The sequence below is a fragment of the Haloarcula nitratireducens genome (assembly GCF_019599505.1).
On sequence record NZ_RKLT01000002.1, the window covers coordinates 153,625 to 174,741 of the forward strand.

General features: G+C 65.9%; 20 protein-coding genes, 1 tRNA gene and 2 pseudogenes. 19 read left to right on the forward strand and 4 right to left on the reverse strand.

Annotation, left to right across the window (positions count from 1 at the left end; genetic code table 11):
• Nucleotides 1-36 precede the first annotated feature (36 nt).
• Nucleotides 37-1,296, reverse strand: a pseudogene (locus tag EGH23_RS07440) (HEAT repeat domain-containing protein); the annotation flags it as partial.
• 566 nt (nucleotides 1,297-1,862) lie between these two features.
• On the opposite strand from EGH23_RS07440, the gene EGH23_RS07445 reads away from it, so the two are divergent.
• The 14 genes from EGH23_RS07445 (at nucleotide 1,863) to EGH23_RS07510 (ending at nucleotide 15,592) form a co-directional block, all read left to right on the forward strand.
• Nucleotides 1,863-3,509: a uracil-xanthine permease family protein gene (locus EGH23_RS07445; protein WP_220579386.1), complete on the forward strand. Its 1,647-nt coding sequence runs from the start codon at nucleotides 1,863-1,865 to the stop codon at nucleotides 3,507-3,509.
• Between the two features lie 6 nt (nucleotides 3,510-3,515).
• On the forward strand, nucleotides 3,516-3,908 hold the full coding sequence (locus tag EGH23_RS07450) for a hypothetical protein (RefSeq protein WP_220579387.1): 393 nt from the start codon (nucleotides 3,516-3,518) through the stop codon (nucleotides 3,906-3,908).
• A gap of 49 nt (nucleotides 3,909-3,957) precedes the next feature.
• Nucleotides 3,958-4,605, forward strand: coding sequence for an AIR carboxylase family protein (locus tag EGH23_RS07455; protein WP_220579388.1), 648 nt, complete (start codon nucleotides 3,958-3,960; stop codon nucleotides 4,603-4,605).
• Nucleotides 4,606-4,946: 341 nt separating this feature from the next.
• Nucleotides 4,947-5,360 (forward strand): NADH-quinone oxidoreductase subunit A, encoded by a 414-nt coding sequence (locus EGH23_RS07460; RefSeq protein ID WP_220579389.1) that lies wholly within the window; start codon nucleotides 4,947-4,949, stop codon nucleotides 5,358-5,360.
• Nucleotides 5,353-6,045 carry an NADH-quinone oxidoreductase subunit B gene (locus tag EGH23_RS07465; RefSeq protein WP_220579390.1) on the forward strand — a complete coding sequence of 231 codons (693 nt, stop codon included), beginning with the start codon at nucleotides 5,353-5,355 and terminating at the stop codon, nucleotides 6,043-6,045. Before EGH23_RS07460 ends, EGH23_RS07465 begins: the two co-directional genes overlap by 8 nt.
• Entirely contained in the window at nucleotides 6,042-7,724 is a 1,683-nt protein-coding gene (locus EGH23_RS07470) for an NADH-quinone oxidoreductase subunit D (protein ID WP_220579391.1), read from the forward strand. Before EGH23_RS07465 ends, EGH23_RS07470 begins: the two co-directional genes overlap by 4 nt.
• On the forward strand, nucleotides 7,724-8,770 hold the full coding sequence (locus EGH23_RS07475; RefSeq protein WP_220579392.1) for a complex I subunit 1/NuoH family protein: 1,047 nt from the start codon (nucleotides 7,724-7,726) through the stop codon (nucleotides 8,768-8,770). Before EGH23_RS07470 ends, EGH23_RS07475 begins: the two co-directional genes overlap by 1 nt.
• A gap of 43 nt (nucleotides 8,771-8,813) precedes the next feature.
• Nucleotides 8,814-9,275, forward strand: a complete 462-nt coding sequence (locus EGH23_RS07480) for a NuoI/complex I 23 kDa subunit family protein (protein WP_135304486.1) — start codon at nucleotides 8,814-8,816, stop codon at nucleotides 9,273-9,275.
• Nucleotides 9,276-9,435: 160 nt separating this feature from the next.
• Nucleotides 9,436-9,705, forward strand: coding sequence for an NADH-quinone oxidoreductase subunit J (locus tag EGH23_RS07485; protein ID WP_220579393.1), 270 nt, complete (start codon nucleotides 9,436-9,438; stop codon nucleotides 9,703-9,705).
• Nucleotides 9,702-10,109, forward strand: a complete 408-nt coding sequence (locus tag EGH23_RS07490; protein ID WP_220579394.1) for a proton-conducting membrane transporter — start codon at nucleotides 9,702-9,704, stop codon at nucleotides 10,107-10,109. The genes EGH23_RS07485 and EGH23_RS07490 overlap by 4 nt, the downstream gene beginning before the upstream one ends.
• A complete protein-coding gene (gene nuoK, locus EGH23_RS07495; protein ID WP_220579395.1) occupies nucleotides 10,106-10,408 on the forward strand; it encodes an NADH-quinone oxidoreductase subunit NuoK in 303 nt (100 codons plus the stop codon). Before EGH23_RS07490 ends, nuoK begins: the two co-directional genes overlap by 4 nt.
• A 3-nt stretch (nucleotides 10,409-10,411) precedes the next feature.
• Nucleotides 10,412-12,505: an NADH-quinone oxidoreductase subunit L gene (nuoL, locus tag EGH23_RS07500; protein WP_220579396.1), complete on the forward strand. Its 2,094-nt coding sequence runs from the start codon at nucleotides 10,412-10,414 to the stop codon at nucleotides 12,503-12,505.
• Nucleotides 12,506-14,035 carry a complex I subunit 4 family protein gene (locus tag EGH23_RS07505; protein ID WP_220579397.1) on the forward strand — a complete coding sequence of 510 codons (1,530 nt, stop codon included), beginning with the start codon at nucleotides 12,506-12,508 and terminating at the stop codon, nucleotides 14,033-14,035. It begins immediately after the preceding gene.
• Entirely contained in the window at nucleotides 14,036-15,592 is a 1,557-nt protein-coding gene (locus EGH23_RS07510) for an NADH-quinone oxidoreductase subunit N (protein ID WP_220579398.1), read from the forward strand.
• Here the strand turns inward: EGH23_RS07510 and EGH23_RS07515 are convergent.
• Nucleotides 15,584-16,534 (reverse strand): MBL fold metallo-hydrolase, encoded by a 951-nt coding sequence (locus tag EGH23_RS07515; RefSeq protein ID WP_220579399.1) that lies wholly within the window; start codon nucleotides 16,532-16,534, stop codon nucleotides 15,584-15,586. The genes EGH23_RS07510 and EGH23_RS07515 overlap by 9 nt on opposite strands.
• Nucleotides 16,535-16,638: 104 nt before the next feature.
• Here EGH23_RS07515 and EGH23_RS27180 point away from each other — a divergent pair.
• The 3 genes and pseudogenes from EGH23_RS27180 to EGH23_RS26995 form a co-directional block, all read left to right on the forward strand.
• Nucleotides 16,639-16,893 (forward strand): annotated as a pseudogene (locus EGH23_RS27180) (DUF7553 family protein); the annotation flags it as partial.
• 48 nt (nucleotides 16,894-16,941) lie between these two features.
• Nucleotides 16,942-17,016 (forward strand) — tRNA-Val (locus EGH23_RS07525).
• Nucleotides 17,017-17,186: 170 nt separating this feature from the next.
• Complete coding sequence (locus EGH23_RS26995) at nucleotides 17,187-17,717, forward strand: DsrE family protein (RefSeq protein WP_220579400.1); 531 nt, start codon at nucleotides 17,187-17,189, stop codon at nucleotides 17,715-17,717.
• A gap of 47 nt (nucleotides 17,718-17,764) precedes the next feature.
• Here EGH23_RS26995 and EGH23_RS07535 read toward each other — a convergent pair whose 3' ends face one another.
• Together EGH23_RS07535 and EGH23_RS07540 are read right to left on the reverse strand one after the other, a co-directional pair.
• Nucleotides 17,765-18,139: a hypothetical protein gene (locus EGH23_RS07535; protein ID WP_220579401.1), complete on the reverse strand. Its 375-nt coding sequence runs from the start codon at nucleotides 18,137-18,139 to the stop codon at nucleotides 17,765-17,767.
• 92 nt (nucleotides 18,140-18,231) lie between these two features.
• On the reverse strand, nucleotides 18,232-19,278 hold the full coding sequence (locus tag EGH23_RS07540; RefSeq protein WP_220579402.1) for a phytoene/squalene synthase family protein: 1,047 nt from the start codon (nucleotides 19,276-19,278) through the stop codon (nucleotides 18,232-18,234).
• A gap of 156 nt (nucleotides 19,279-19,434) precedes the next feature.
• Here EGH23_RS07540 and EGH23_RS07545 point away from each other — a divergent pair, with 156 nt between their 5' ends.
• Both EGH23_RS07545 and EGH23_RS07550 read left to right on the forward strand, forming a co-directional pair.
• Nucleotides 19,435-19,671, forward strand: a complete 237-nt coding sequence (locus EGH23_RS07545) for a DUF7996 family protein (protein WP_220579403.1) — start codon at nucleotides 19,435-19,437, stop codon at nucleotides 19,669-19,671.
• Between the two features lie 107 nt (nucleotides 19,672-19,778).
• Nucleotides 19,779-21,107 carry a glycoside hydrolase family 68 protein gene (locus EGH23_RS07550; protein ID WP_220579404.1) on the forward strand — a complete coding sequence of 443 codons (1,329 nt, stop codon included), beginning with the start codon at nucleotides 19,779-19,781 and terminating at the stop codon, nucleotides 21,105-21,107.
• Nucleotides 21,108-21,117: the final 10 nt, after the last annotated feature.

A 21,117-nucleotide genomic window follows, 5' to 3' on the forward strand; every position in this document is an offset into this window, starting at 1 on the left:
TCGCCCGTTGGTACAAAAAGGCTCGTCTCGGGGAGTTCAGTAGCCGGTGGCCTTCTCGGCTTCGGCCTGCACGAGGTAGGCCCGGTCGTCGGCGTACTTCGCCGCTTCGTCGAAGGCCTCCTCGGTGCCGATCTGCCGGAGCGCCCACGCGGCCGAGGCTCGGACCTCGTCGTGCTCGTCGCTTTCGAGGACGTCCGAGAGCGGCTCGATCGCGCGGGTGTCCCCGAGGAGCCCGAGCGAGCGGGCCGCAGAGGAGCGAATCTCCGAGTTGTCGGCGTCGAGGCGGTCGGCGACCGGTTGGACGGACTCGGAACTCCCGATAGCGCCGAGCGACCGGAGCGTCACCTTCTGGAGCGCCGCGTCGCCGTCCCCGTCGATGAAGTCGTGCAGCGTCTCGGTCGCGCGGTCGTCGCCGATCTTCCCAAGTACCTTGATAGGTCCCTTCTCGCGCTTCTGTGCGCGCTGGTGCATCACGTCGAAGGCGGGTTCGGCGTCGCTCCCGAGGTTGTGGAAGATGTCGATGATGTACTCCTCCATGAACTCCGAACCGACCTTCTCCAGCGCGAAGACCACCATCTCGACGTTCCCCTCGGCGGCGTGAATCTTCGCGGCGTTCCACTCCGCCGGGAAGTCCTTGCGGTTCTCGTTGTTCAGCACGTCGTAGAACCCCTTGTAGTCGAGTTGCTCCTGGACGGTGAGGTCGCTCCACACCTCGGCGGCTTCGAGGTCGTCTTCGAGTGTTTCGGCCGCTTCGAGCAACCCCTCGATGGTCTCCGAATCCTCGTCGGCGTCTAAATCCGCGCTCTCGATGGCGTCGGCGACGGTGCCGAGCGCGTCGGCCGCGGCGTCGAGGTCGTCGCCGGCATCGGCGTCGTGGTCGACGTACTCCTCGCTGTCGTCGAGGAACGTGACGACGGCCGCGTGGGCCTCCTCCTCGCCCGAGTCGGTCCACTCGCTCTCTTCGACCGAGGTCCGTGCGTTCTCGACGAGGTCGACGACGTCCCCGGCGTAGGGGCCGCGCTCGGCCTCGACGTCGCTTCGGATGTCAGAAATGCGGTCTTCGAGGTCCGCTCGGGGGTCTTCGGCGTCCTCGTCCTCGCCTTCGTCCTCGTCGCCCTCGTCCGGCTCGGGCAGGTCAGCGGCTTCGAGGTCGCTCTCGGTCTCGTCGAGGTCGCGGTCGATCGCGTCGAGGTCGGCCTCCGTCTCTGCGCTTTCGAGGTCGCTCTCGACCCCGTCTAGACGCGCATTGAGGTCGTCGGCGGTAGACCCGCTCTCTCCGGCTTCCGCTTCGTCGGCGTCTGCGGCTTCCTCCTCGGACCCTTCGTCTGTGTCCGTTTCTTCAGTCTCGTCTTCGGTCTCTTCCGCTTCGTCTTCGGTCTCTTCCGCTTCGTCTTCGGTCTCTTCGTCGACGTCTTCCTCAGTTTCGTCTTCGGTCTCGGCTTCCTCGTCCGCCGCTTCTTCCGCTTCGGCGTCCGCCTGCTCGTCGGTCTCTTCGTCGGCGTCTTCCTCGTCCGTCGCTTCTTCGGCTTCGCCCTCCGCCTGTTCGTCGCTCTCGTCTTCAGCCGTGTCCGGCGAAGTAACGTCCGCTTCGTCCGCCGAATCCGGGGCCGCGTCGTCGGTCTCGCCTCCGGTGGCTTCGGTTTCCTCCTCGGTGTCGACTGGCTCGTCCGCGGGTTCCTCGTCGGTGGACTCCCCGTTCGAGGCCGCCGTCTCGTCGTCCCCGTTGCTCATGTACGGACGTGTGTCGGTGCGGGCTAAGAGCGTTTTCCTTTCCAAATGGGGACACGAGCGGGCGGATGGCCGAGCGAGTCCAACTGGCAAGAGATTTGTGGCACCGTGGCTACGTCCTGTGTAGTTAGCCAATGAGCTCTGACGACAGGGACGACTTCGAGGAGGTGGAGAAGGACGTCGCGCCGGAGGGACCGGGCGTCGGGAGCGAGCCGTCGGCCGCCGGGTTCGTCGAGTACGGCATCGAAGACAGACCGCCGAGAGGCGAGTCGATGCTGCTGGGCGTCCAGCACTACCTGACGATGATCGGCGCGTCCGTCGCGATCCCGCTGGGTCTCGCGGGCGCGATGGGGATGTTCGAGGCGGCACCGGGACAGGTCGGCCGCCTCATCGGGACGTTCTTCGTCGTCTCCGGCATCGCGACGCTGGCCCAGACGACCATCGGGAACCGCTACCCCATCGTGCAGGGCGGGACGTTCTCGATGCTCGCGCCGGGGCTGGCTATCGTCGGCGTCCTGGCTCAGCAGGGGGCCGACTGGCAGACGATGCTCGTCGAGTTACAGGGCGCGGTCATCGTCGCCGGCGTCGTCGAAGTGCTCATCGGCTACACCGGCGTGATGGGGAAGCTCAAGCGATACATGGGACCCGTCGTCATCGCACCGGTCATCGCGCTCATCGGCCTCGCGCTCTTTAACGTCCCGCAGATCGCGAACCCGAACTTCGCCGCGCCCGGGACGGGACAGAACTGGTGGCTCCTCGGTCTCACGATGCTCGCCATCGTCGTCTTCTCGCAGTACCTCGATAAACGCCACCGGGCGTTCAAGCTGTTCCCGGTGCTGCTCGGCATCGCCTTCGCGTGGGGCGTCGCCGCCGCGCTCTCGGTGACGGGCGTCTTCGCCGAGGGGTCGGTGAGCTACGTCGCGCTCGGGAGCGTCACGAGCGCGCCGCTGCTCCAACCGATCTATCCCTTCCAGTGGGGGCTTCCGCAGTTCACGCCCGGCTTCATCGTCGGGATGTTCGCCGGGATGCTCGCCTCCGTCGTCGAGAGCTTCGGCGACTACCACTCGGTCGCTCGCATCGCCGGAAGGGGCGCGCCGAGCGCGAAGCGCATCGACCACGGTATCGGGATGGAAGGCGTCGGCAACGTCTTCGCCGGCATCATGGGGACCGGCAACGGCTGTACGTCCTACACGGAGAACGTCGGCGCGATCGCCATCACCGGCGTCGCCTCTCGGTACGTCGTCCAGATCGGCGCGGCGGTGATGATTCTCGTCGGCTACTTCGGCCCGATGGGAGAGCTGTTCGCGACGATTCCCGCGCCCATCATCGGCGGCCTCTACATGGTCATGTTCGGCCAGATCGCCGCCGTCGGTCTCTCGCAGTTGAAGTACGTCGACCTAGACGCCAACCGCAACGTCTTCATCGTCGGGTTCGCCCTCTTCGCCGGCCTCGCCGTCCCCGAGTACATGAGTCAGGTCGGACAGGGGCTGGAGGCCTCGGGTGCGACGGCGCTCCAGCAGGGCCTCGCCGGCGTCCCGGTGTTCGGTGCGGTACTGGGGACCGACGTCGTGGCGACGACGCTGTTCGTCGTCGGCGGCACCGGGATGGTCGTCGGCGGCCTCGTCGCGTTCGTCCTCGACAACACTATCCCCGGCACCCGCGAAGAGCGCGGCCTCAGCGCGTGGGCGGAACTCACGGAAGACGACGACGAGTTCGTCTCGGCGCTCGACCGCTTCCGCGGTCGCGGCGGCGACCGACCGCCAGCCTCCAGCGACGACTGACTCGCGATGGCAGACGAGAGCGAGACGGTGTACGACGGTGCCCTCCGAGGCGGCGGCCGGGTTACCGTCACGAGCGAGCGAGTGCTGGTCGACCGACCCGACGAGGAATCCGTCGTCGTTCCCCTCTCGGGCGTCGTCGACGTGACGCTGCAGGACGTGGACTGGTTCCTCCTGGTCATGAGCCTCGGTCTCGTCGGGTTCGGTCTCGCGTCGCTCGGTCGGAACCTCCCGCTCGCGGCGTTCTTCGCCGTCGCCGGCGTCCTCAGTACTGCGCTCACCTATCGGAAGCGCGGGGCGCTCAGAATCGGCGTCTCGGGCGAGACACGGCCGCTCAAGCTCTTTCCCGTCGACTCACAGGCGTGTTACGACGCGCTCGCGGCGGCGCTGGACGAGAGTTGACGAGCCGAAATCGCCTACACTTACAGCACCGCCGGTCGGACCGTCGCGTATGACCGCAGAGAACGTCCAGTCGCTCATCGACCAGTTACACGAGGAAGCGGAGATGGACCGGCCGACCGACCAGACGCCGGACGTGGGCATCGTGATGGGATCCGATTCTGACCTCCCGACGATGGCCGGCGGGAAGGGCAAGCGCCCCGGTGCGTACGCCGCGCTCGCCGAGGAACTGGGCTTCGAGGAACAGACCGACTTCACCGACGCACCCGATGCCCGCTTCACCTTCGAGACGTTCGTCGTCTCCGCCCACCGGACGCCGGACCTGATGTACGCCTACGCCGAGACGGCCGAGGCCCGCGGCCTCGACGTCATCGTCGCGGGCGCTGGCGGAAAGTCGGCGGACCTCCCGAACATGACCGCGAGCATCGCCTACCCGCTCCCGGTCGTCGGCGTCCCCGTCCAGGAGAAGTCCGTCGATTCGGTCATCGGGATGCCACAGGGCGCGCCGATCACCGCCGTCGACGCCGGCAAATCGTTCAACGCCGCGCTCACGGCGGTGCAGATCCTCTCGCGCCAGCACGGGGAACTGCGTGACCGACTCGTCGAGTACCACGAGGGGCTCCAAGAGGAGGTCGGTGACGCGTCACGGGATTTACACGAGCTCGGGACGCCGGGGTTCAAAGACGAGTATTGGGAGTAGCGAGAGCCTGAGCGGAGAGGGACCGAAGGCCCCTCAAGCAGTCGGGCGGCGTTGCCGCCCGACGACGAAGCGAAGGGTCTCGACAGCGAACGAGGAGCGGAGCGACTCGTGAGCAGTAGCGAGGGACGCGACCGGAGAGGGACCGACCGATCCCTGACGGCGCCGACCGCCCCCGTTTTTCCCGGGCGTACATCGTCTGAGAGTGCGCAGTTCGGTGGGGGAAACGTCGCATACGCCAGACCGACCTTAGGAGGCCCGAAACCCCCGAATTCCGGGGCCGTGACGGTTATCAACCCTTATATGGAAGTACCACTAACCGTCGCACGATAGGAGATTCCGGAATGAGCAATCCATGGATCGCCATCGGGGCACTCGCGGTCGTTGCGCTCGCCATTCCCGTCAGTATGATGACGGTGTCGAGTCTCATCCGCCCGCGCGTTCCCGAACAAGGCAAAACGGCTACCTACGAGTCCGGCGAGGTGCCGACGGGCAGCAGCCAGCAGATCAAGTTCAATATCCAGTACTACATGGTCGCGCTGCTGTTCGTCGTCTTCGACATCGAGACCGTCCTCATCTTCCCGTGGACGGTCATCTACCGCGACGCGGTCGGCGCGGTCGGCATGTCGAGGGTCCTGCTACCGATGGTCGTGTTCATCGGTGTGCTCGTCGTCGGTCTCGGTTGGGCGTGGCGAAACGGCGCAGTTCAGTGGGTGCGCAGTCCGCGCGCCACCAAGGGGGCAGACACATATGAGTAGTGATCAGACACCACCGGCGGTTGAGGACGTATCGACACAGGAAGCCCGGATGGGTGAGGGCGCAGACGACCGATTCAACTCGACGCTGCGTGAGGCGTTCGGATCGACGCCGTTCATCCTGACCAAGTTCGACAAGTTCATGAACTGGGTCCGGGGTTCCTCGATGTTCATGCTGCAGTTCGGGATCGCCTGTTGCAGCATCGAGATGATCAGCACCTACGCCATCAAACACGACCTCGACCGCTTCCACGCGGGGGTCCCGCGCGCGTCGCCGCGACAGGCCGACGTCATCGTCGTCCCGGGGACCATCGTCTCGAAGTTCGCCCCGCGGATGAAGCGCGTCTACGACCAGATGCCCGAGCCGAAGTTCGTCGTCTCGATGGGGTCCTGTACTATCTCCGGCGGCCCGTTCCAGGAAGGCTACAACGTCATCAAGGGCGCCGAGGAGGTCATCCCGGTCGACATCCACGTCCCCGGGTGCCCGCCCCGCCCCGAGGCGCTCATCTACGGTATCGCCAAACTCCAAGAGCGCATCGCGAACGGCGAGTCCTCGCCCGTGACGGTCAAGCCCTACGAGCTCGAGCAGTTCGGTGACCTAGAGCAGGACGAACTCGTCCAGAAACTCGCCGACGACATCGACGAGGACGACCTCGTGATGCGGTACAACTGGAACGATTCGCCATGAGTCTGGAGAAACCCACGTCCGGCACGACGAGCGAAGTCGGCGTCACCGACGACGGTCTCGACTACGACGCGCTGGCCGACCTACTCGGCGGCCACGTGCTCGACCGCGAGACCCACGTCAACGCCGAAGGGTTCGTCATCCGGCCCGACGAGGTGCAGGAGGTTCTCTCGACGCTGAAGACCGAAGCCGGTTTCGACCACTGTGCCTGCGTCACGGCACAGGAGTACGACGACCGGTACGAGTCTATCTACCACCTCCGGAAGTTCGACGACCCCACGCAGGAGCTGTCGATCGTCGTTCCCTCGCCGAAGGACGACCCCCACAACGAGTCGGCCGCCCGCGTCTACTCGACGGCCGACTGGCACGAACGTGAGGCGTACGACCTCGTCGGCATCGACTACGACGACCACCCGGACCTGCGGCGCATCCTCCTGCCCGAGACGTGGCAGGGCCACCCGCTGAGTAAGGACTACAATCAGGACCAGCCCCAGATCGTCACGCTGCGCGAGAACGCCAACCCGCTACAGGACGACCACCGCAGCGAGGACGACCCGGACACGATGTTCGTCAACATCGGTCCGCACCACCCGGCGACCCACGGCGTCCTGCACGTGAAGACGGTGCTCGACGGCGAGCAGATCGCCGACATCGAGTCCGACATCGGCTACCTCCACCGCTGCGAGGAGCAGATGTGCCAGAACGGGACCTATCGGCACCAGATCATGCCCTATCCCGACCGATGGGACTACGTCTCCGCCGGCATCCTCAACGAGTGGGCGTACGCGCGCGCGGCCGAGGACCTCGCCGACATCGAGGTGCCCGAGTACGCGCAGGTCATCCGGACCATGTCCGCCGAGCTGTGCCGTATCGCGGCGCACATGCTCGCGCTCGGGACGTTCGCGCTGGACGTCTTCGGCGACTTCACTGCCACGTTCCAGTACGCGTTCCGCGACCGCGAAGTCATTCAGAACATCCTCGAAGACCTCACCGGGCAGCGCCTGATGTTCAACTACATGCGCCTCGGCGGGGTCGCCTGGGACCTGCCGGAACCGCGCGAGGAGTTCTTCGAGAAGACCCGGGACTTCCTCGACGGCCTGCCGCACAAGCTGGAGGAGTACCACGACCTCATCACGGGCAACGAGGTCTTCCAGATGCGGTGTGTCGACACCGGTGTCCTCTCGCCCGACCAGGTCAAGCAGTACGGCGCGACGGGTCCCGTCGCACGCGCGTCGGGCGTCGACTACGACCTGCGCCGGGACGACCCCTACGGCTACTACGACGAACTCGACTGGAACGTCGTCACCGAGGAGGGCGGCGACAACTTCAGTCGCGTCCTCGTCCGCATGCGCGAAGTCGAGGAGTCGGCCCGCATCATCGAGCAGTGCGTGGACCTCCTCGAACAGTGGCCCGAGGACGAACGCGATATCCAGGCCAACGTCCCCCGGACGCTGCGTCCGGACCCGGACCGGGAGATCTACCGCGCCGTCGAGGGTGCGAAGGGCGAACTCGGCATCTACATCCGCTCGGACGGCACGGACAAGCCCGCCCGCTTCAAGATTCGCAGTCCGTGCTTCTCGAACCTCCAGACGCTACCGGAGATGTCACAGGGCGAGTACATCCCGGACATGATCGCCTCGCTCGGTAGCCTCGACATCGTGCTCGGGGAGGTCGACCGCTGATGCAGTCGGCCCCGCTTCCGGAGACGCTGGCGGAACTGCTCGGCCTCGACCCGAACAACACGCTGGTCATGATCGTGATGAGCCTCGTCGGAGCGGCCCTCATCGGCTCGCTGATGATGACGAACACGGCGCTGGCCGGCCCGTGGGCGAAGCGGAAGATCACCGCCGCGTTCACCGACCGCATCGCCGTCAACCGTATCGGCCCGTTCGGCCTGGGTACCATCCCGGCCGACGCGGTCCGCCTGCTCTCGAAGGAACTAATCATCCCCGACGACGTCGACCGACCCGCGTGGGACCTCGCGCCGCTCATCATCGCCAGCACGGCGCTGCTCGGGTTCGCGGTCATCCCGATGGGGAGCGGACTCCACCTCGCGGACCCCGAGGTGGGGCTCGCCTACGTGTTCGCGACGGCCTCTATGGCCTCTATCGGGCTGATCATGGCCGGCTACGCCTCGAACAACAAGTACTCCTTCCTCGGCGGACTGCGCGCGGTCGCACAGAACATCGCCTACGAGATCCCGCTCATCCTGACCGGCGCCTCGGTGGTCATCTTCGCCGGGTCGCTCCAGATGAGCGAGATCGTCGCGGCCCAGACCCAGCCGCTCATCGGGCCGCTGCCCTCGTGGTACGCGTTCGTCAACCCCTTCGCGTTCGTGCTGTTCATGATCGCGAACCTCGCGGAGGTCGGCCGGAACCCCTTCGACATCCCGGAGGCCCCGACCGAGATCGTCGCCGGGTACCAGACGGAGTACTCCTCGGTGTACTTCGTCCTGATCTACCTCGGGGAATTCATCCACATCTTCCTCGGCGGCGCGATCATCGCCACCATCTTCCTCGGCGGCCCGGCCGGACCGGGACCGGCGAGCCTCGGATTCATCTGGTTCATGATCAAGATCTGGGGCGTATTCCTGTTCACGCAGTGGGCTCGTTCGGCGATCCCCCGCGTGCGCATCGACCAACTCATCGAGCTCGGCTGGAAGGGGATGTTGGTGCTCTCGCTCGCGAACCTGCTACTGACCGCGGTCATCGTCGGGGTGATCGCCTGATGGCGATTCACGCACCGGCGACCACAACCGGAGGTAACTGACTATGATCGGCATCCTGAAATCCATGGCAACGACGATGAAACACGCCCTCGACGGGGAGACGTTCACGGTGGAGTATCCGGAGGTCGCCCCCGAGGTGAGTCCCCGCTTCCGCGGCGTCCACAAGTGGAGCCAGGAGCGGTGTATCTGGTGTCGGCAGTGCGAGAACGTCTGTCCGAACAACACCATCCAGATCGTGATGGACGACCAGCGAAACGGCGAGGAGTACAACCTCCACATCGGCCAGTGCATCTACTGTCGCCTCTGTGAGGAGGTCTGTCCGACCGACGCCATCCTGCTGACCCAGAACTTCGAGTTCACGGCGGACACGAAAGACGAGTTCGCCTACGACAAGGAGCAACTGAAGAACGTCCCGTGGTACAAGGACATCGACCCCCTCGAATCCCGCGAGCCCGACCGGGGCGCGTGGATCGGCGAGGGCGAAGGCGAAATCGACTATCAGTAATCGACCCGTATCGCCACTCGTTTTCCGTTCTCGCGGCGATCCCATAATATAGCTGTCAATAACTCGTCGACCGGCCACCGTATAGGGTGGTCCGACCCCTCCCGATTCCGAGACGAAAGAGGAATCTTCAAAGGGACGCCGCAAAGAGTCTCAAGATAAGATGGGACTGTACGAGTCAATCGCGTTCGCACTGTTCGCTATGGTGACGGTGGGCAGTGCGGCAGGCGTCGTGTTAGTTCGGGACGTCTGGCATTCGGCGCTGTTTCTTGGTGTGTCACTGGTCAGCGTCGCCGTGTTCTACGTCCTGAACCAAGCGGCGTTCGTCGCAACGATGCAAATTCTGGTGTACGTCGGGGGCGTCCTCATCCTCGTCAGCTTCGCGGTGATGCTGACCCGCGAGGACGAGTCCATCGTCGAGGTGGCACGATGACGAACCGACCGGAACTCAACACCGAAGGGAACTACGTCGCGGGACTCGCCGCAGTCGCGCTGTTCGTCGTCCTCGGAGCCGTCTTCATCGGCGTCTCCTTCCCCACCCCGACGGGCTTCGGAGAGGGTGCCGCTATCACGAAGAGTCTGGGCGCGGCGATGTTCGACATCGCGCCGGGCGCGATAATGGGCGACGGGGAGACGGCCGTTCCCGCCGAGGGCTTCCTGGTCGCGTTCATCCTCATCGGCGTCGTCCTCGACGCCGCGCTGGACGGCGCGGTGATGCTGGCAAAGCGCGAGGACGCCGGCGAGAACGTCGGCCCCGACATCGACGACGCGGCCGACGAAGCGACTGTCGCCGCGGACGGCGGTGAGGCGGTCGAGACGGGGGGTGACGACGCGTGATTCCCGCGCAGGCGTACCTGCTGCTTTCGGCGGCCGTGTTCTGTATCGGCCTCTTCGGTATCCTCACGCGGCGGAACGCGCTCGTCTTCCTGATGTCCGTCGAGCTGATGTTGAACGCGGCCAACATCAACCTCATCGCGTTCTCGCTCCAGCACGGCAACCTCACGGGGCAGGTTTTCAGTCTGTTCACGATGGCGCTTGCCGCCGCCGAGGTGGCGGTCGGTATCGGTATCATCCTCGTGTTGTACCGCAACTTCACAGACGTGGACGTGACGAAGGCGACGACGATGAGGTGGTAACAGATGGCTGCATTCACATACGCTCCGGCGATAGTCCTGCTCCCGTTCGTATCGTTCCTCGTCGCGCTGTTTGCCGGCGACCGCATGCCGAAGGGCGGCGCGCTCGCGGGCATCGCCGCGACGGGCGGTTCGTTACTGCTCTCTATCTGGGTCGCGCTGACCGTCGCGGGCGGCAGCGTCCACAACGAGTTCATCTACACGTGGGTCGCCGGCGTGGAGTCGCTGCAGCTCCGCTTCGGTCTCCTGCTCGACCCGCTCTCGGCGCTGATGTTGCTCATCGTCTGTCTCATCTCCTTCCTCGTCCACATCTTCTCGCTCGGGTACATGAACGACGAGGGCGAGACCGGACTCCCGCGCTACTACGCCGGACTCGGTCTCTTCACCGCGAGCATGCTCGGATTCGTGGTCGCCAACAACCTGCTGATGGCGTTCATGTTCTTCGAGCTCGTGGGCCTGTGTTCGTACCTGCTCATCGGCTTCTGGTTCCGCGAGGACGGCCCGCCGAGCGCCGCGAAGAAGGCGTTCCTCGTCACCCGCTTCGGTGATTACTTCTTCCTCATCGGCGTCGTCGGCATCTTCGCCACCTTCGGGACCGGCCTCTTCGCCCCCGTCACGCAGGGCGGTGAAGTGGTCGCCGAGAGCTTCCCGGTGCTCGCGGAACACGCCATCGTCGACGGCGAGACGGAGGCCATCGGAATGCTCGACACCGTCGGCCTCGGTCCGCAGGCGTGGTTCACGGTGCTGGGACTGCTCGTCCTCGGTGGCGTCATCGGGAAGTCCGCGCAGTTCCCGCTTCACACCTGGCTCCCCGACGCGATGGAGGGCCCGACGCCCGTCTCCGCGCTCATCCACGCGGCGACGATGGTCGCGGCCGGCGTCTACCTCGTCGCGCGCATGTACGGGTTCTACGCGCTCTCCCCGACGGCGCTCGCGGTCATCGCGCTCGTCGGCGGCTTCACGGCCCTGTTCGCGGCGACGATGGGCCTCGTGAAACAGGAGATCAAACAGGTGCTCGCGTACTCCACCATCTCCCAGTACGGCTACATGATGCTCGCGCTGGGCTCCGGCGGCTACGTCGCCGCCGTCTTCCACCTGACCACCCACGCCGTCTTCAAGGCGCTGCTGTTCCTCGGTGCCGGGTCGGTCATCATTGCCATGCACCACAACGAGAACATGTGGGACATGGGCGGTCTGAAAGACGAGATGCCGGTGACCTACTACGCGTTCCTCTCCGGGTCGCTGGCGCTGGCCGGCATCGTCCCGTTCGCCGGCTTCTGGTCGAAAGACGAAGTGCTCTACGAGGCGCTCATCCACGGGTTCGGCAGCGAAGGCGGTCTCGGGACGGCGTATCTCCTCGCGTACGCGATGGGGCTGCTGGCCGTCTTCTTCACCGGCTTCTACACCTTCCGGATGGTGTTCCTCACCTTCCACGGGGACGCCCGTTCGGACACCGCTCGCAACCCCCACGGCGTTCACTGGAACGTCAAGGGGCCGCTCGCGGTGCTCGGCGTGCTGGCGGCGACGGTCGGGTTCATCAACATGAAACCCGTCGCCGAACTCACCGGCGCGCACATCGACTTCCTGCACAAGTGGCTGCTCGGCCCCGAGGAGGGCGGCTGGCCCGCGGCGCTCAACACCGGACTCCACCAGTACGAGACGCTCCTGCACGACGTGGCGCACGTCAGCGCGGGATACCCCCTCGGTGAGACGACGACGCTGCTCGCCTCGGCGGCCGTCTCGCTCGGCCTGGCGCTGGCCGGTGCCGGTGCCGCGACGGCGCTGTACCGCGGTTCCAGCCCGACCGAGCACACGGACAAACTGGGCGGTCTGAAGACGCTACTCATGCACAACTACTACCAAGACGAGTATCAGGTGTGGCTCGCGACGGGTGCCACCTACCCGCTCTCGCGCGCGATGGACAAGTTCGACCAGGGCGTCGTCGACGGCGTCGTCAACGGCGTCTCCAGCGTCAGTCTGCTCGGCGGCAGCCGGATGCGACGGATCCAGTCGGGCGTCGTCAACAACTACGCGACGCTGCTGACGCTCGGACTCGTGCTCCTATTGGCCGTCTTCGGCTTCGTCGGGGGGTGGTTCTAGATGTGGATCGCCGCACTGCTGGCGGTGACGCTCCTCGGTAGCGTCGGCGTCATGCTGACGCCGGACCGGTACGCCGGGAAAGTCGCGGCGGCCGTCAGCGCCGTGCCCGCGCTGGCGAGCGTCTACATGTACTACGTCTTCCTGACCCGGAACGGCGGGGCGGGCAACGCCCTGCTGTCGCCGGAAGGCGTCGCGTTCGGCCAGCAGATCCCGTGGATCGACCTCGCCGGCTACAGCATCTCCTACTACGTCGGGCTGGACGGCGTCAGCATGCCGCTGCTGACGCTGACGACCGTCCTGACCACGCTGGCCATCGTTTCGGCGTGGACGCCCATCTCCGAGCGTCAGTCCCAGTTCTACGGGCTGATGCTCCTGATGGAAGTGAGTCTGATCGGCGTCTTCGCGGCGCTGGACTTTTTCCTCTGGTTCGTCTTCTGGGAGGGCGTGCTCATCCCGATGTACTTCCTCATCGGCGTCTGGGGCGGTCCCCGGCGGAAGTACGCCGCCATCAAGTTCTTCGTCTACACGAACGTGGCCTCGCTGGTCATGTTCGCGGGCCTGTTCGCGCTGGTGTTCAACACCGACCTCACGTCGCTGTCGCTCCCGGCGATGGCCGAGGCGTTCCGTAACGCATCCGAGCTGCCCGAGATCGCCGGCGTCGGACTCGCGACGATCTCGTTCGTCCTGATGTTCGTCGGCTTCGCGGTGAAGGTGCCAGTCTTCCCGCTGCACACGTGGCTGCCCGACGCGCACGTCGAGGCCCCGACGCCGGTGTCGGTGATGCTGGCCGGCGTCCTCCTGAAGATGGGGACCTACGCGCTGCTCCGCTTCAACTTCACGATGCTCGCCGAGACGGCCCGGGCGCTCGCGATTCCGCTCGCCATCGTCGGCGTCGTCAGCGTCATCTACGGCGCGATGCTGGCACTGGCCCAGCGCGACCTCAAGCGTATCGTCGCGTACTCCTCCATCTCCTCGATGGGGTACGTCATCCTCGGCCTCGTCGCCTTCACGCCCCACGGCATGGGCGGGGCGACGTTCCAGATGGTCGCACACGGCCTCATCTCGGGGCTGATGTTCATGACCGTCGGCGTCATCTACAACACGACGCACACGCGGATGGTCGGCGACATGTCCGGCCTCGCGGACCGGATGCCCTGGACCGTCGGCATCTTCGTCGCGGCGGCCTTCGGCTACATGGGTCTGCCGCTGATGGCCGGCTTCGCCGCCGAGTTCCTCATCTTCCAGGGCGCCTTCAACGCGGCCTCGCTCGGTAGCGCCGCGCCGCTACTCACGTCGCTCGCCATGTTCGGTATCGTCATCGTCGCCGGCTACCTGCTGTGGGCGATGCAACGCACGCTCTTCGGCGGCTTCCACCTGGAAACGGACTACGAGGTCGGTCCGGCGGCGTTCCACGACGTCGCGCCGCTGGCCGTCCTCCTCCTGCTGGTCATCGTGCTCGGTGTGGCCCCCGACCTCTCCTACGACATGATTCAACACGCGATCGCGCCGCTCACCGGAGGTGGTGCATAGATGGTTCAACTGCCCGCGTGGGCGGCGCTCGCCCCCCCACTCGCGCTCGGTGTGACGGCGCTCCTCTTGCTGTTAGCCGATAGCGTCGACCCCGATACGACCAACACGACGCTCCTCGGCGGGATCTCCGTCGTCGGGTCGCTGGCCTCCTTGGCCTTCGCCGTCTGGTTCATCTTCGGCGGCACCGGTATCCCGCAGTCCGAGGGCGGCCAGGGGGTCGCAACGCTGTTCGGCGGCCAACTGGTCGTCGACCAGATGGCGCTGTTCTTCATGATAATCGTCGCGAGCGTCACCTCGCTCGTGACGCTCGCGAGCACGGATTACGTCAGAGGACACGCCTATCAGGCCGAGTTCTACACGCTCGTGTTGCTCTCGGCGGCGGGGATGTCCGTACTCAGCGCCGCGAACAGTCTGGCGACCGCGTTCGTCGCCTTCGAGCTCGTCTCGCTGCCGTCGTACGCGCTCGTCGCGTTCCTGAAGAACAACCGCGGGAGCGTCGAGGCGGGGCTGAAGTACTTCCTCATCGGCGCGGTGTCTTCGGCCGTCTTCGCCTACGGTATCTCGCTGGTGTACGCTGCGACGGGCGTTCTCCGGTTCGACGCCATCGCGGCGGCTATCGACAGCGGTACCGTTCAGGCCGTCGTCGACGGCTCCGTTCAGGCCCAATCGGCCCAGGTGCCGGCGTCGATACTCGGCGTCGGCATCCTGATGATCATCGGCGGTATCGCGTTCAAGATGGCCGCCGTCCCGTTCCACTTCTGGGCACCGGAAGCGTACGAGGGCGCGCCCGCACCCGTCTCGGCGTTCCTCTCGTCGGCGTCGAAGGCCGCCGGGTTCGTCCTGGCGTTTCGCGCCTTCGCCGTCGCGTTCCCCATCGGCGCGCTCAGCGCCAGCGGTGACGTCATCAGCTGGTTCGTCGTCTTCCAGATCCTGGCCATCGTGACGATGTTCGTCGGGAACTTCGCCGCGGCCACCCAGGAGAAGGTCAAGCGGATGATGGCCTACTCGAGCGTCGGTCACGCGGGCTACGTCCTCATCGGACTGGCCGCGCTGTCGGCCTCCGGCGACGGGATGGCATTCAGCATGAGCGCCGGGATGGCTCACTTGCTGGTCTACGGCTTCATGAACACCGGCGCGTTCCTCTTCATCGCGCTCGCGGAGTACTGGGGCGTCGGCCGCCGCTTCGAGGACTACAACGGCCTCGGACGGCAGGCCCCGCTGGCCTGTGCCGCGATGACGATCTTCCTGTTCAGCCTCGCCGGCCTGCCGATCGGCGGCGGGTTCTTCTCGAAGTTCTACCTCTTCTCGGCGACGCTGAACGTCGGCGCGTGGACGCTCGCCGCCTCGCTGGTCATCAACAGCGCGCTGTCGCTGTTCTACTACTCGCGCGTCGTCAAGGCGATGTGGGTCGAGGAGCCGACGGGTGAGCGCTCCATCGACTCGTACCCGACCGGTCTCTACACCGCCATCGTCGCCGCGGCCGTCGTGACGGTGCTCCTGATTCCCGGCTTCGGGACCGTCTCGGACCTCGCGATGCGCGCGGCCGAACTACTGTAGCTCGTAGACGAAGACGCCGCCGCTCGCTCGTTTTTCCACGCGACCGTTCGCTTCCAGTACGTCTAAGTGACCGACGGCCTCGCTCATCCCCGAGAAGTACTCCGTCGCCGGGAGGTCGCCGAACAGCGCCGTCATCACGTCGGCCGGCGTCGTCGCCCCTTCGCTCACGATGTCGGCGACCTCCTCGCTTCGCTGGTCGTGCTCTTCTAAGATGACGTCGATGCGCTCGGCCGGCGATTCGACCGGTTCGCGGTGACCGGTGAGGAATCGGTCGTGGCCCTGTTCGCGGAGCCAGCGGAGCGAGTCGTTGAACGCCGGGAGGACCCGGGGTCGCTGCCCGCCGCGGTCGGTCGGTGGTTGGAGGAAGGGGTTGGGCGTGATGTCGCCGAGGACGTTGTCGCCGACGATGGCCTCTCGCCGACCGCCGGTATCGTACGAGAAGATGCACTCGCCGACGGCGTGACCGGTGACCTCGTCGACGGTGAGCGGTTCGTCGTCGACCGTCACCGTGTCGTCGCTTTCGACCGTTCTGTCCGTGGCGACGCTCTGGGCATAGGCGAGAAACGCCTCCGGGAGCTGCGTGACCGCCTCCGCGGTCTCTCTGGAGATGCCACACCGCTCGAAGAAGTCCGCGAAGTACGACTGTTCGTACCGCAGTCGAGCGCCGAAATCCTCCATGATCTCGGCGGCCTCCGGTGTAGCGAGAACGCGCGCGCCTTCGCTGCGGAACCGCGCCGCCAGCCCGAAGTGATCCGGATGGGGATGGGTGACGAGCACCTGTGAGACGTCGCCGGGCGCGAGTTCTCTCGCTTCGAGGGCCTCGAGCAGCCGTGACCACGCCTCCTCGCTGTCCGGCCCCGGGTCGACGACGGTGCGGCCCGCGACGTAGGCGTTGACGGCACCGACCTGGAACGGCGTCGGAATCGACACCCGTGTGAACATACCACGACGTACCGCCCGGCGACGCAAAACAGTTCGTACACCCGGTACCCGGCGTAAAGGATTTATCTGTCCTCTGCGAAAGAACAGATAGGAACAGGCACTTCGAAGACGCCCGGTACTACCTCAAACGCGCCGGCGAGACGGCGAGCAAAGGCGTCAGAGCGGAACTCGAACCGATAGTGGTACGGGTTCGTGAAATGACCGGCACGGAGAAAGCGCCCGAATCGGGCCGACTGGAACGAGTCAAGCGCGACCTGACCGACCTCCAGACGAAAGCCAGCGAGACGAGCGAACGAGCTATCGGCGACGCCCGGGCAAAGGTAGACGTCTACCGGCAGAAAGGCCGGACCGAGGCGTAGTCGGAACGCAATTCTTAATGTAACCGGTCGAATAGCCACAGGTGCATCGGGTTGGTGATCTAGTCCGGTTATGATACCTCCTTCACACGGAGGAAGTCGGCGGTTCAACTCCGCCCCAACCCACTCGATTCTGTGACGAGCGAACGCGAGGAGCGAATCGTGCGTTGGACGGATTGAACCCTGTCACGAGCGAGTGTAGCGAGCGAGGTGACCCCGGTTCTACTCCGCCTCTCACCGAAGATACCCGATTTAGCAACGTCGTAGTAAGGGCTACACAGACCGAACCATCGCTCGTGGCAGACGAACATCCCAGACGAACGGTCCTCCGGTGGGCGGGTGGACTCACCGCGGTCGGCGTCGCCGGTTGCTCGGGCGACGGCGATGCCGGTAGCGGGACGTCGGCCGATAGCACAGACACGGAGACAGCGACGGCGGAGCCGACCGAGACTGAGACCGAAACCACGACCCCCCAACCAACGATGAGTACCGTCTTTCATTTCGCTTCGGACACCGACAAGCAGAAACACGCGCTCAACAACGTGGCGAACCTGCTCGCCGACGACTCGACGGAAGTCGAAAACGTCGTCCTCGTCGCCAACGGCGCGGGTATCAAGCTACTGGCAGAATCGACGTCGGAACAGCCCGACCGCGTCCGCTCGCTCGTCGAGGACGGCGTCTCCTTCCGGGCGTGCGAGAACTCGATGGACGCGTTCAGCATCACCGAGTCCGAACTTATCGACGGCGTCGAGACGGTGCCCGCGGGCGTCGGCGAGCTCACGAAACTGCAGGCCCGCGAGAACTACGCGTACATCGAGACGCCCTGAGAGGGATACCGACGTACCGGCGGCCGCCGACGACCGCTTCTCTCGCGTTAGAGTCCCAGTCTGTCCCGGAGACCGCCCCCGGACTCGGATCCGCTCCCGTCCGGTTCCCACTCGGTCGGTAGCTCCGCGGCCAGCTGTGCGACCTCCTCGTCGTCGAAGCGCGGGTCGTCGCTGGCGTCTGAGAGCCAGCCGGCCCACTCCTCGTCGGTCAGCAGTCCCCTCGAATCGGCCTCCCACTGGTCGACCAGCGCCTCGCGGTCGGGGAAGGGGACGTCCATCCCGCTGTCGCCCCAGTACAGCGGCGAGAGTTCGAAGGCGTGGTCGCCGTCGCTCCAGACGAGGCGATAGGGATAGTCGTTGTAGAGGAACACGTCCTCGGGCGAGACGACGTCACCGTTAGGTAGTTCGAGCGTCTCGGTCATACCCCCATCTAGACGGGTGTAACGTTTCAGGATTGCGCGGCCCGTCGGAGAGAGGCGGTAGAAGGGAACGGTCGAACCGGCCGGTCGCGGGCTCAGTACTCGTGGAGCGGTCGCTGTCGGATCTTCCGTCGGAGTTCGCCGAGCGCGGGTTCCCCGTCGCCGACGAATTGTTGACAGACCGCGTGGACCTCCTCGCGGGAGATCTTGACGTTGCCCTCCTCGATGACGTCGGCGGGACGCTGGCGGAGCTCTCGGATGGTGCCGACGGCGAGCAGGAACGGGATGGCCCACGCCGAGAGCTTGTTGCCGCGAGTCTCGGGCATCGCTTTGAGCCACGTCTGTGCACCGTCCAGGTAGCTCTCGGCGCGGTCGGTGACCTGTTCGATGACCGGTACCAGCGAGTCGGTGTGTGCCGGGTCGCCGACGTCGTCGTGGTCCAGTCCCTGCTCTTCGAGCAGTTCCAGCGGGAGGTAGACGTTGTTCTCCTCCTCTAAGTCGGTCGCGGCGTCCTTGGCGACGTTGACCAACTGGAGGAGGAGCGCGAACGCGCGGGCGTTCTCCTCCATCCGCGCGACCTGTGCGTCGGTCGCCTCGTGGGAGACGAGGCCCGTGACGAGCGTGCCGACGGTCCCGGCGGCGTACCAGCAGTACTCCTCCAGTTCGTCGAGCGTCTGGATGCGCAGACCTCCCTCCTCGGCGTAGCGGTCGACGAACATCGCCATTCCGTCGACGAGTTCGCGAACCGGCTTTCTGATGGTTTCGAGCGAGGAGCGTTCGAGCGAGCGGAAGACGCCGACCGCGCGGGAGGCGTTGTCGACCACTTCCCAGTCGGCGTTCATCGTCCCCGGAAGCCACTGTGCGGCGGCGTCGTCGAACGCCCGGACCGAGGCGTCGGCGGCCGGGTCGAGCGTTCGGCTGTAGAGTCGGAGGAGTTCCGCCTGCGCCGCCGGGGGGATGTGCCCGGCGTCCTCGATGGTATCGGCGACTCGGCAGAGGAGATATCCGACGCAGATGTCGCGTGCCATCGGCTCGTCGAGTTCCGAGATCGTGAGGCTAAACGTCCGCGACACCCGGTGGACGGCGTCGTAGCACCACGCAATGTCTTCTTGTGACGACCGGCCAGTATGGTTCTGAGACATTCCCGTCACCCGGCGTAGGGCGTACTGCGATAAAAATGGGGTGGCTGCGAGGCGGCGAATCGCGGATCGAGGGGACCAGCGAGGAAGCGCCACGCCTAAACCGCTCTGCGCGCTACCTCCACGCATGACCGCCTGGCGTGCGGTGGTGAGCGGCCGATGAATCGCAACGACGCACTGGCGCTGGCGGGAACCGTCGCCGCCATCATCGTCGTGCCCGGTCTCGCCAACGGCTTTCTCTCCCAACTCGGCTACCCGTGGGTCGGCAGCGCCGTCTGGGCGCTCGGGTACGGCCTCGGCGTCCTCTTCGTCTGGTATCAGTGGGTCCGGCCGCTGAATATCCACGCGCCCGAGGGCGTCGGCCGCGCCGACGGCGACGAGTCGGTGGAGGAGTGACCCGCTTCACCCGTCGGCGACGCTCGCGAGAGCGGGATTACAGTTAGATACAACAGCCGTTGTAGTCGTCCGAAACGTCTATCCCGGTCGTGAACGCAGACGGAGCCATGACCGAGGACTCACTCGACGGCGGCGCGCCCGGTTTCCGCGCGCGTTCGGGCTGGACGCGAGCGCAGGCGAACGGCATCGAACGCACGGACGAGACGGTGGCACCGATCTTCTATCCGCCCGAGAACGATCAGATACCCGACGTCCACATCTGGGACACGTGGTTTCTGCGCGAGCGCGACGGGACGCTCGCGGAGGTCGAGGGCTACCGCGTCTGCTTCTCGCTGACCGCGCCCGCGGACCTCCTGCCGGGCAAGCGCCACGACGTGGCTGCCATCCGCTGTTTCTACTCTGCGGACGGCCGGAACTGGCACGACGCCGGCCCGGTCTTCGAGGAGGCGCTGGGCCAGCGCCAGTGGGCGGGGTCGGCGCTGTACGACGACGGCTCGGTCTACCTCTTCTACACGGCCGCGGGCACGGACGACGCCGAGGAACTCACCTACGCCCAGCGCATCGTGGGCGCGAGCGGCGGCACCGTCGATACTGACGACGGGTTCGCCCTCAACGGGCCGTGGACCCACCACGAACTGCTCTCTCCGGACGGCGAGCGCTACGAGCGCGAGGACCAGTCCCGCGGGATGATCTACACCTTCCGGGACCCGTGGTTCTTCGAGGACCCCGAGACGGGCGAGACGTGGCTCCTCTTCGAGGCGAACACGCCCGTCCCGGAGGACAGCGACGCCTGCGGCGGCGACGCCGCCCGACAGGAGTTCAACGGCAGCGTCGGGGTCGCTCGCTCGCCCACCGGCGACCCCCTGGAGTGGGAGCTCGACGAGCCGCTCTTAGATGCCGTCGGCACCAATCAGGAGCTCGAACGGCCCCACGTCGTCTACAAGGACGGACTGTACTACCTCTTCATCTCCAGTCATCTCCACACGTTCGCGCCCGACTTAGAGGGGTTCGACGCGCTGTACGGCTTCGTCTCCGAGACGTTCCGCGGCGAGTACGTCCCGCTGAACGGGTCGGGGCTGGTCGCGACGAACCCCGAGAACGCGCCGTTCCAGTCGTACTCGTGGATGGCGTTCGCCCACGACGACGAGGTGCTCGTCCAGAGCTTCTTCAACTACTTCGACTTCGCCGGGCCGGTCCTCGACGACATCGCACACCTCTCTGAAAGCGAGCAGATGCGACGCTTCGGCGGGACGCTCGCGCCGACGCTCCGCCTCGACGTAGACGGGACCCGGACACGCATCGTCGGGAAGCTCGGTCACTGGGAGATCCCGATGGCCGGCGAGTCGCTGCCACCGACCGAGGAAGAACTGATTCGGCGAGCGCGCGACGCCGACGAGACCGACGCGAGCGAGCGGTACCACGGCGGCAGCGACTGAGGATCGGACG

What these genes read in the sequence shown, in the direction of transcription:
- EGH23_RS07490 (WP_220579394.1), top strand. Translation starts at nt 9,702, where the DNA reads ATGACGAACCGACCGGAACTCAACACCGAAGGGAACTACGTCGCGGGA.
- EGH23_RS07485 (WP_220579393.1), top strand. Translation starts at nt 9,436, where the DNA reads ATGGGACTGTACGAGTCAATCGCGTTCGCACTGTTCGCTATGGTGACG.
- EGH23_RS07470 (WP_220579391.1), top strand. Translation starts at nt 6,042, where the DNA reads ATGAGTCTGGAGAAACCCACGTCCGGCACGACGAGCGAAGTCGGCGTC.
- EGH23_RS07455 (WP_220579388.1), top strand. Translation starts at nt 3,958, where the DNA reads ATGACCGCAGAGAACGTCCAGTCGCTCATCGACCAGTTACACGAGGAA.
- EGH23_RS07550 (WP_220579404.1), top strand. Translation starts at nt 19,779, where the DNA reads ATGACCGAGGACTCACTCGACGGCGGCGCGCCCGGTTTCCGCGCGCGT.
- EGH23_RS07505 (WP_220579397.1), top strand. Translation starts at nt 12,506, where the DNA reads ATGTGGATCGCCGCACTGCTGGCGGTGACGCTCCTCGGTAGCGTCGGC.
- EGH23_RS07475 (WP_220579392.1), top strand. Translation starts at nt 7,724, where the DNA reads ATGCAGTCGGCCCCGCTTCCGGAGACGCTGGCGGAACTGCTCGGCCTC.
- EGH23_RS07535 (WP_220579401.1), bottom strand. Translation starts at nt 18,139, where the DNA reads ATGACCGAGACGCTCGAACTACCTAACGGTGACGTCGTCTCGCCCGAG.
- EGH23_RS07450 (WP_220579387.1), top strand. Translation starts at nt 3,516, where the DNA reads ATGGCAGACGAGAGCGAGACGGTGTACGACGGTGCCCTCCGAGGCGGC.
- EGH23_RS07510 (WP_220579398.1), top strand. Translation starts at nt 14,036, where the DNA reads ATGGTTCAACTGCCCGCGTGGGCGGCGCTCGCCCCCCCACTCGCGCTC.
- nuoL (WP_220579396.1), top strand. Translation starts at nt 10,412, where the DNA reads ATGGCTGCATTCACATACGCTCCGGCGATAGTCCTGCTCCCGTTCGTA.
- EGH23_RS07540 (WP_220579402.1), bottom strand. Translation starts at nt 19,278, where the DNA reads ATGTCTCAGAACCATACTGGCCGGTCGTCACAAGAAGACATTGCGTGG.
- EGH23_RS07445 (WP_220579386.1), top strand. Translation starts at nt 1,863, where the DNA reads ATGAGCTCTGACGACAGGGACGACTTCGAGGAGGTGGAGAAGGACGTC.
- EGH23_RS07465 (WP_220579390.1), top strand. Translation starts at nt 5,353, where the DNA reads ATGAGTAGTGATCAGACACCACCGGCGGTTGAGGACGTATCGACACAG.
- EGH23_RS07480 (WP_135304486.1), top strand. Translation starts at nt 8,814, where the DNA reads ATGATCGGCATCCTGAAATCCATGGCAACGACGATGAAACACGCCCTC.
- EGH23_RS07515 (WP_220579399.1), bottom strand. Translation starts at nt 16,534, where the DNA reads ATGTTCACACGGGTGTCGATTCCGACGCCGTTCCAGGTCGGTGCCGTC.
- EGH23_RS07545 (WP_220579403.1), top strand. Translation starts at nt 19,435, where the DNA reads ATGAATCGCAACGACGCACTGGCGCTGGCGGGAACCGTCGCCGCCATC.
- EGH23_RS07460 (WP_220579389.1), top strand. Translation starts at nt 4,947, where the DNA reads ATGAGCAATCCATGGATCGCCATCGGGGCACTCGCGGTCGTTGCGCTC.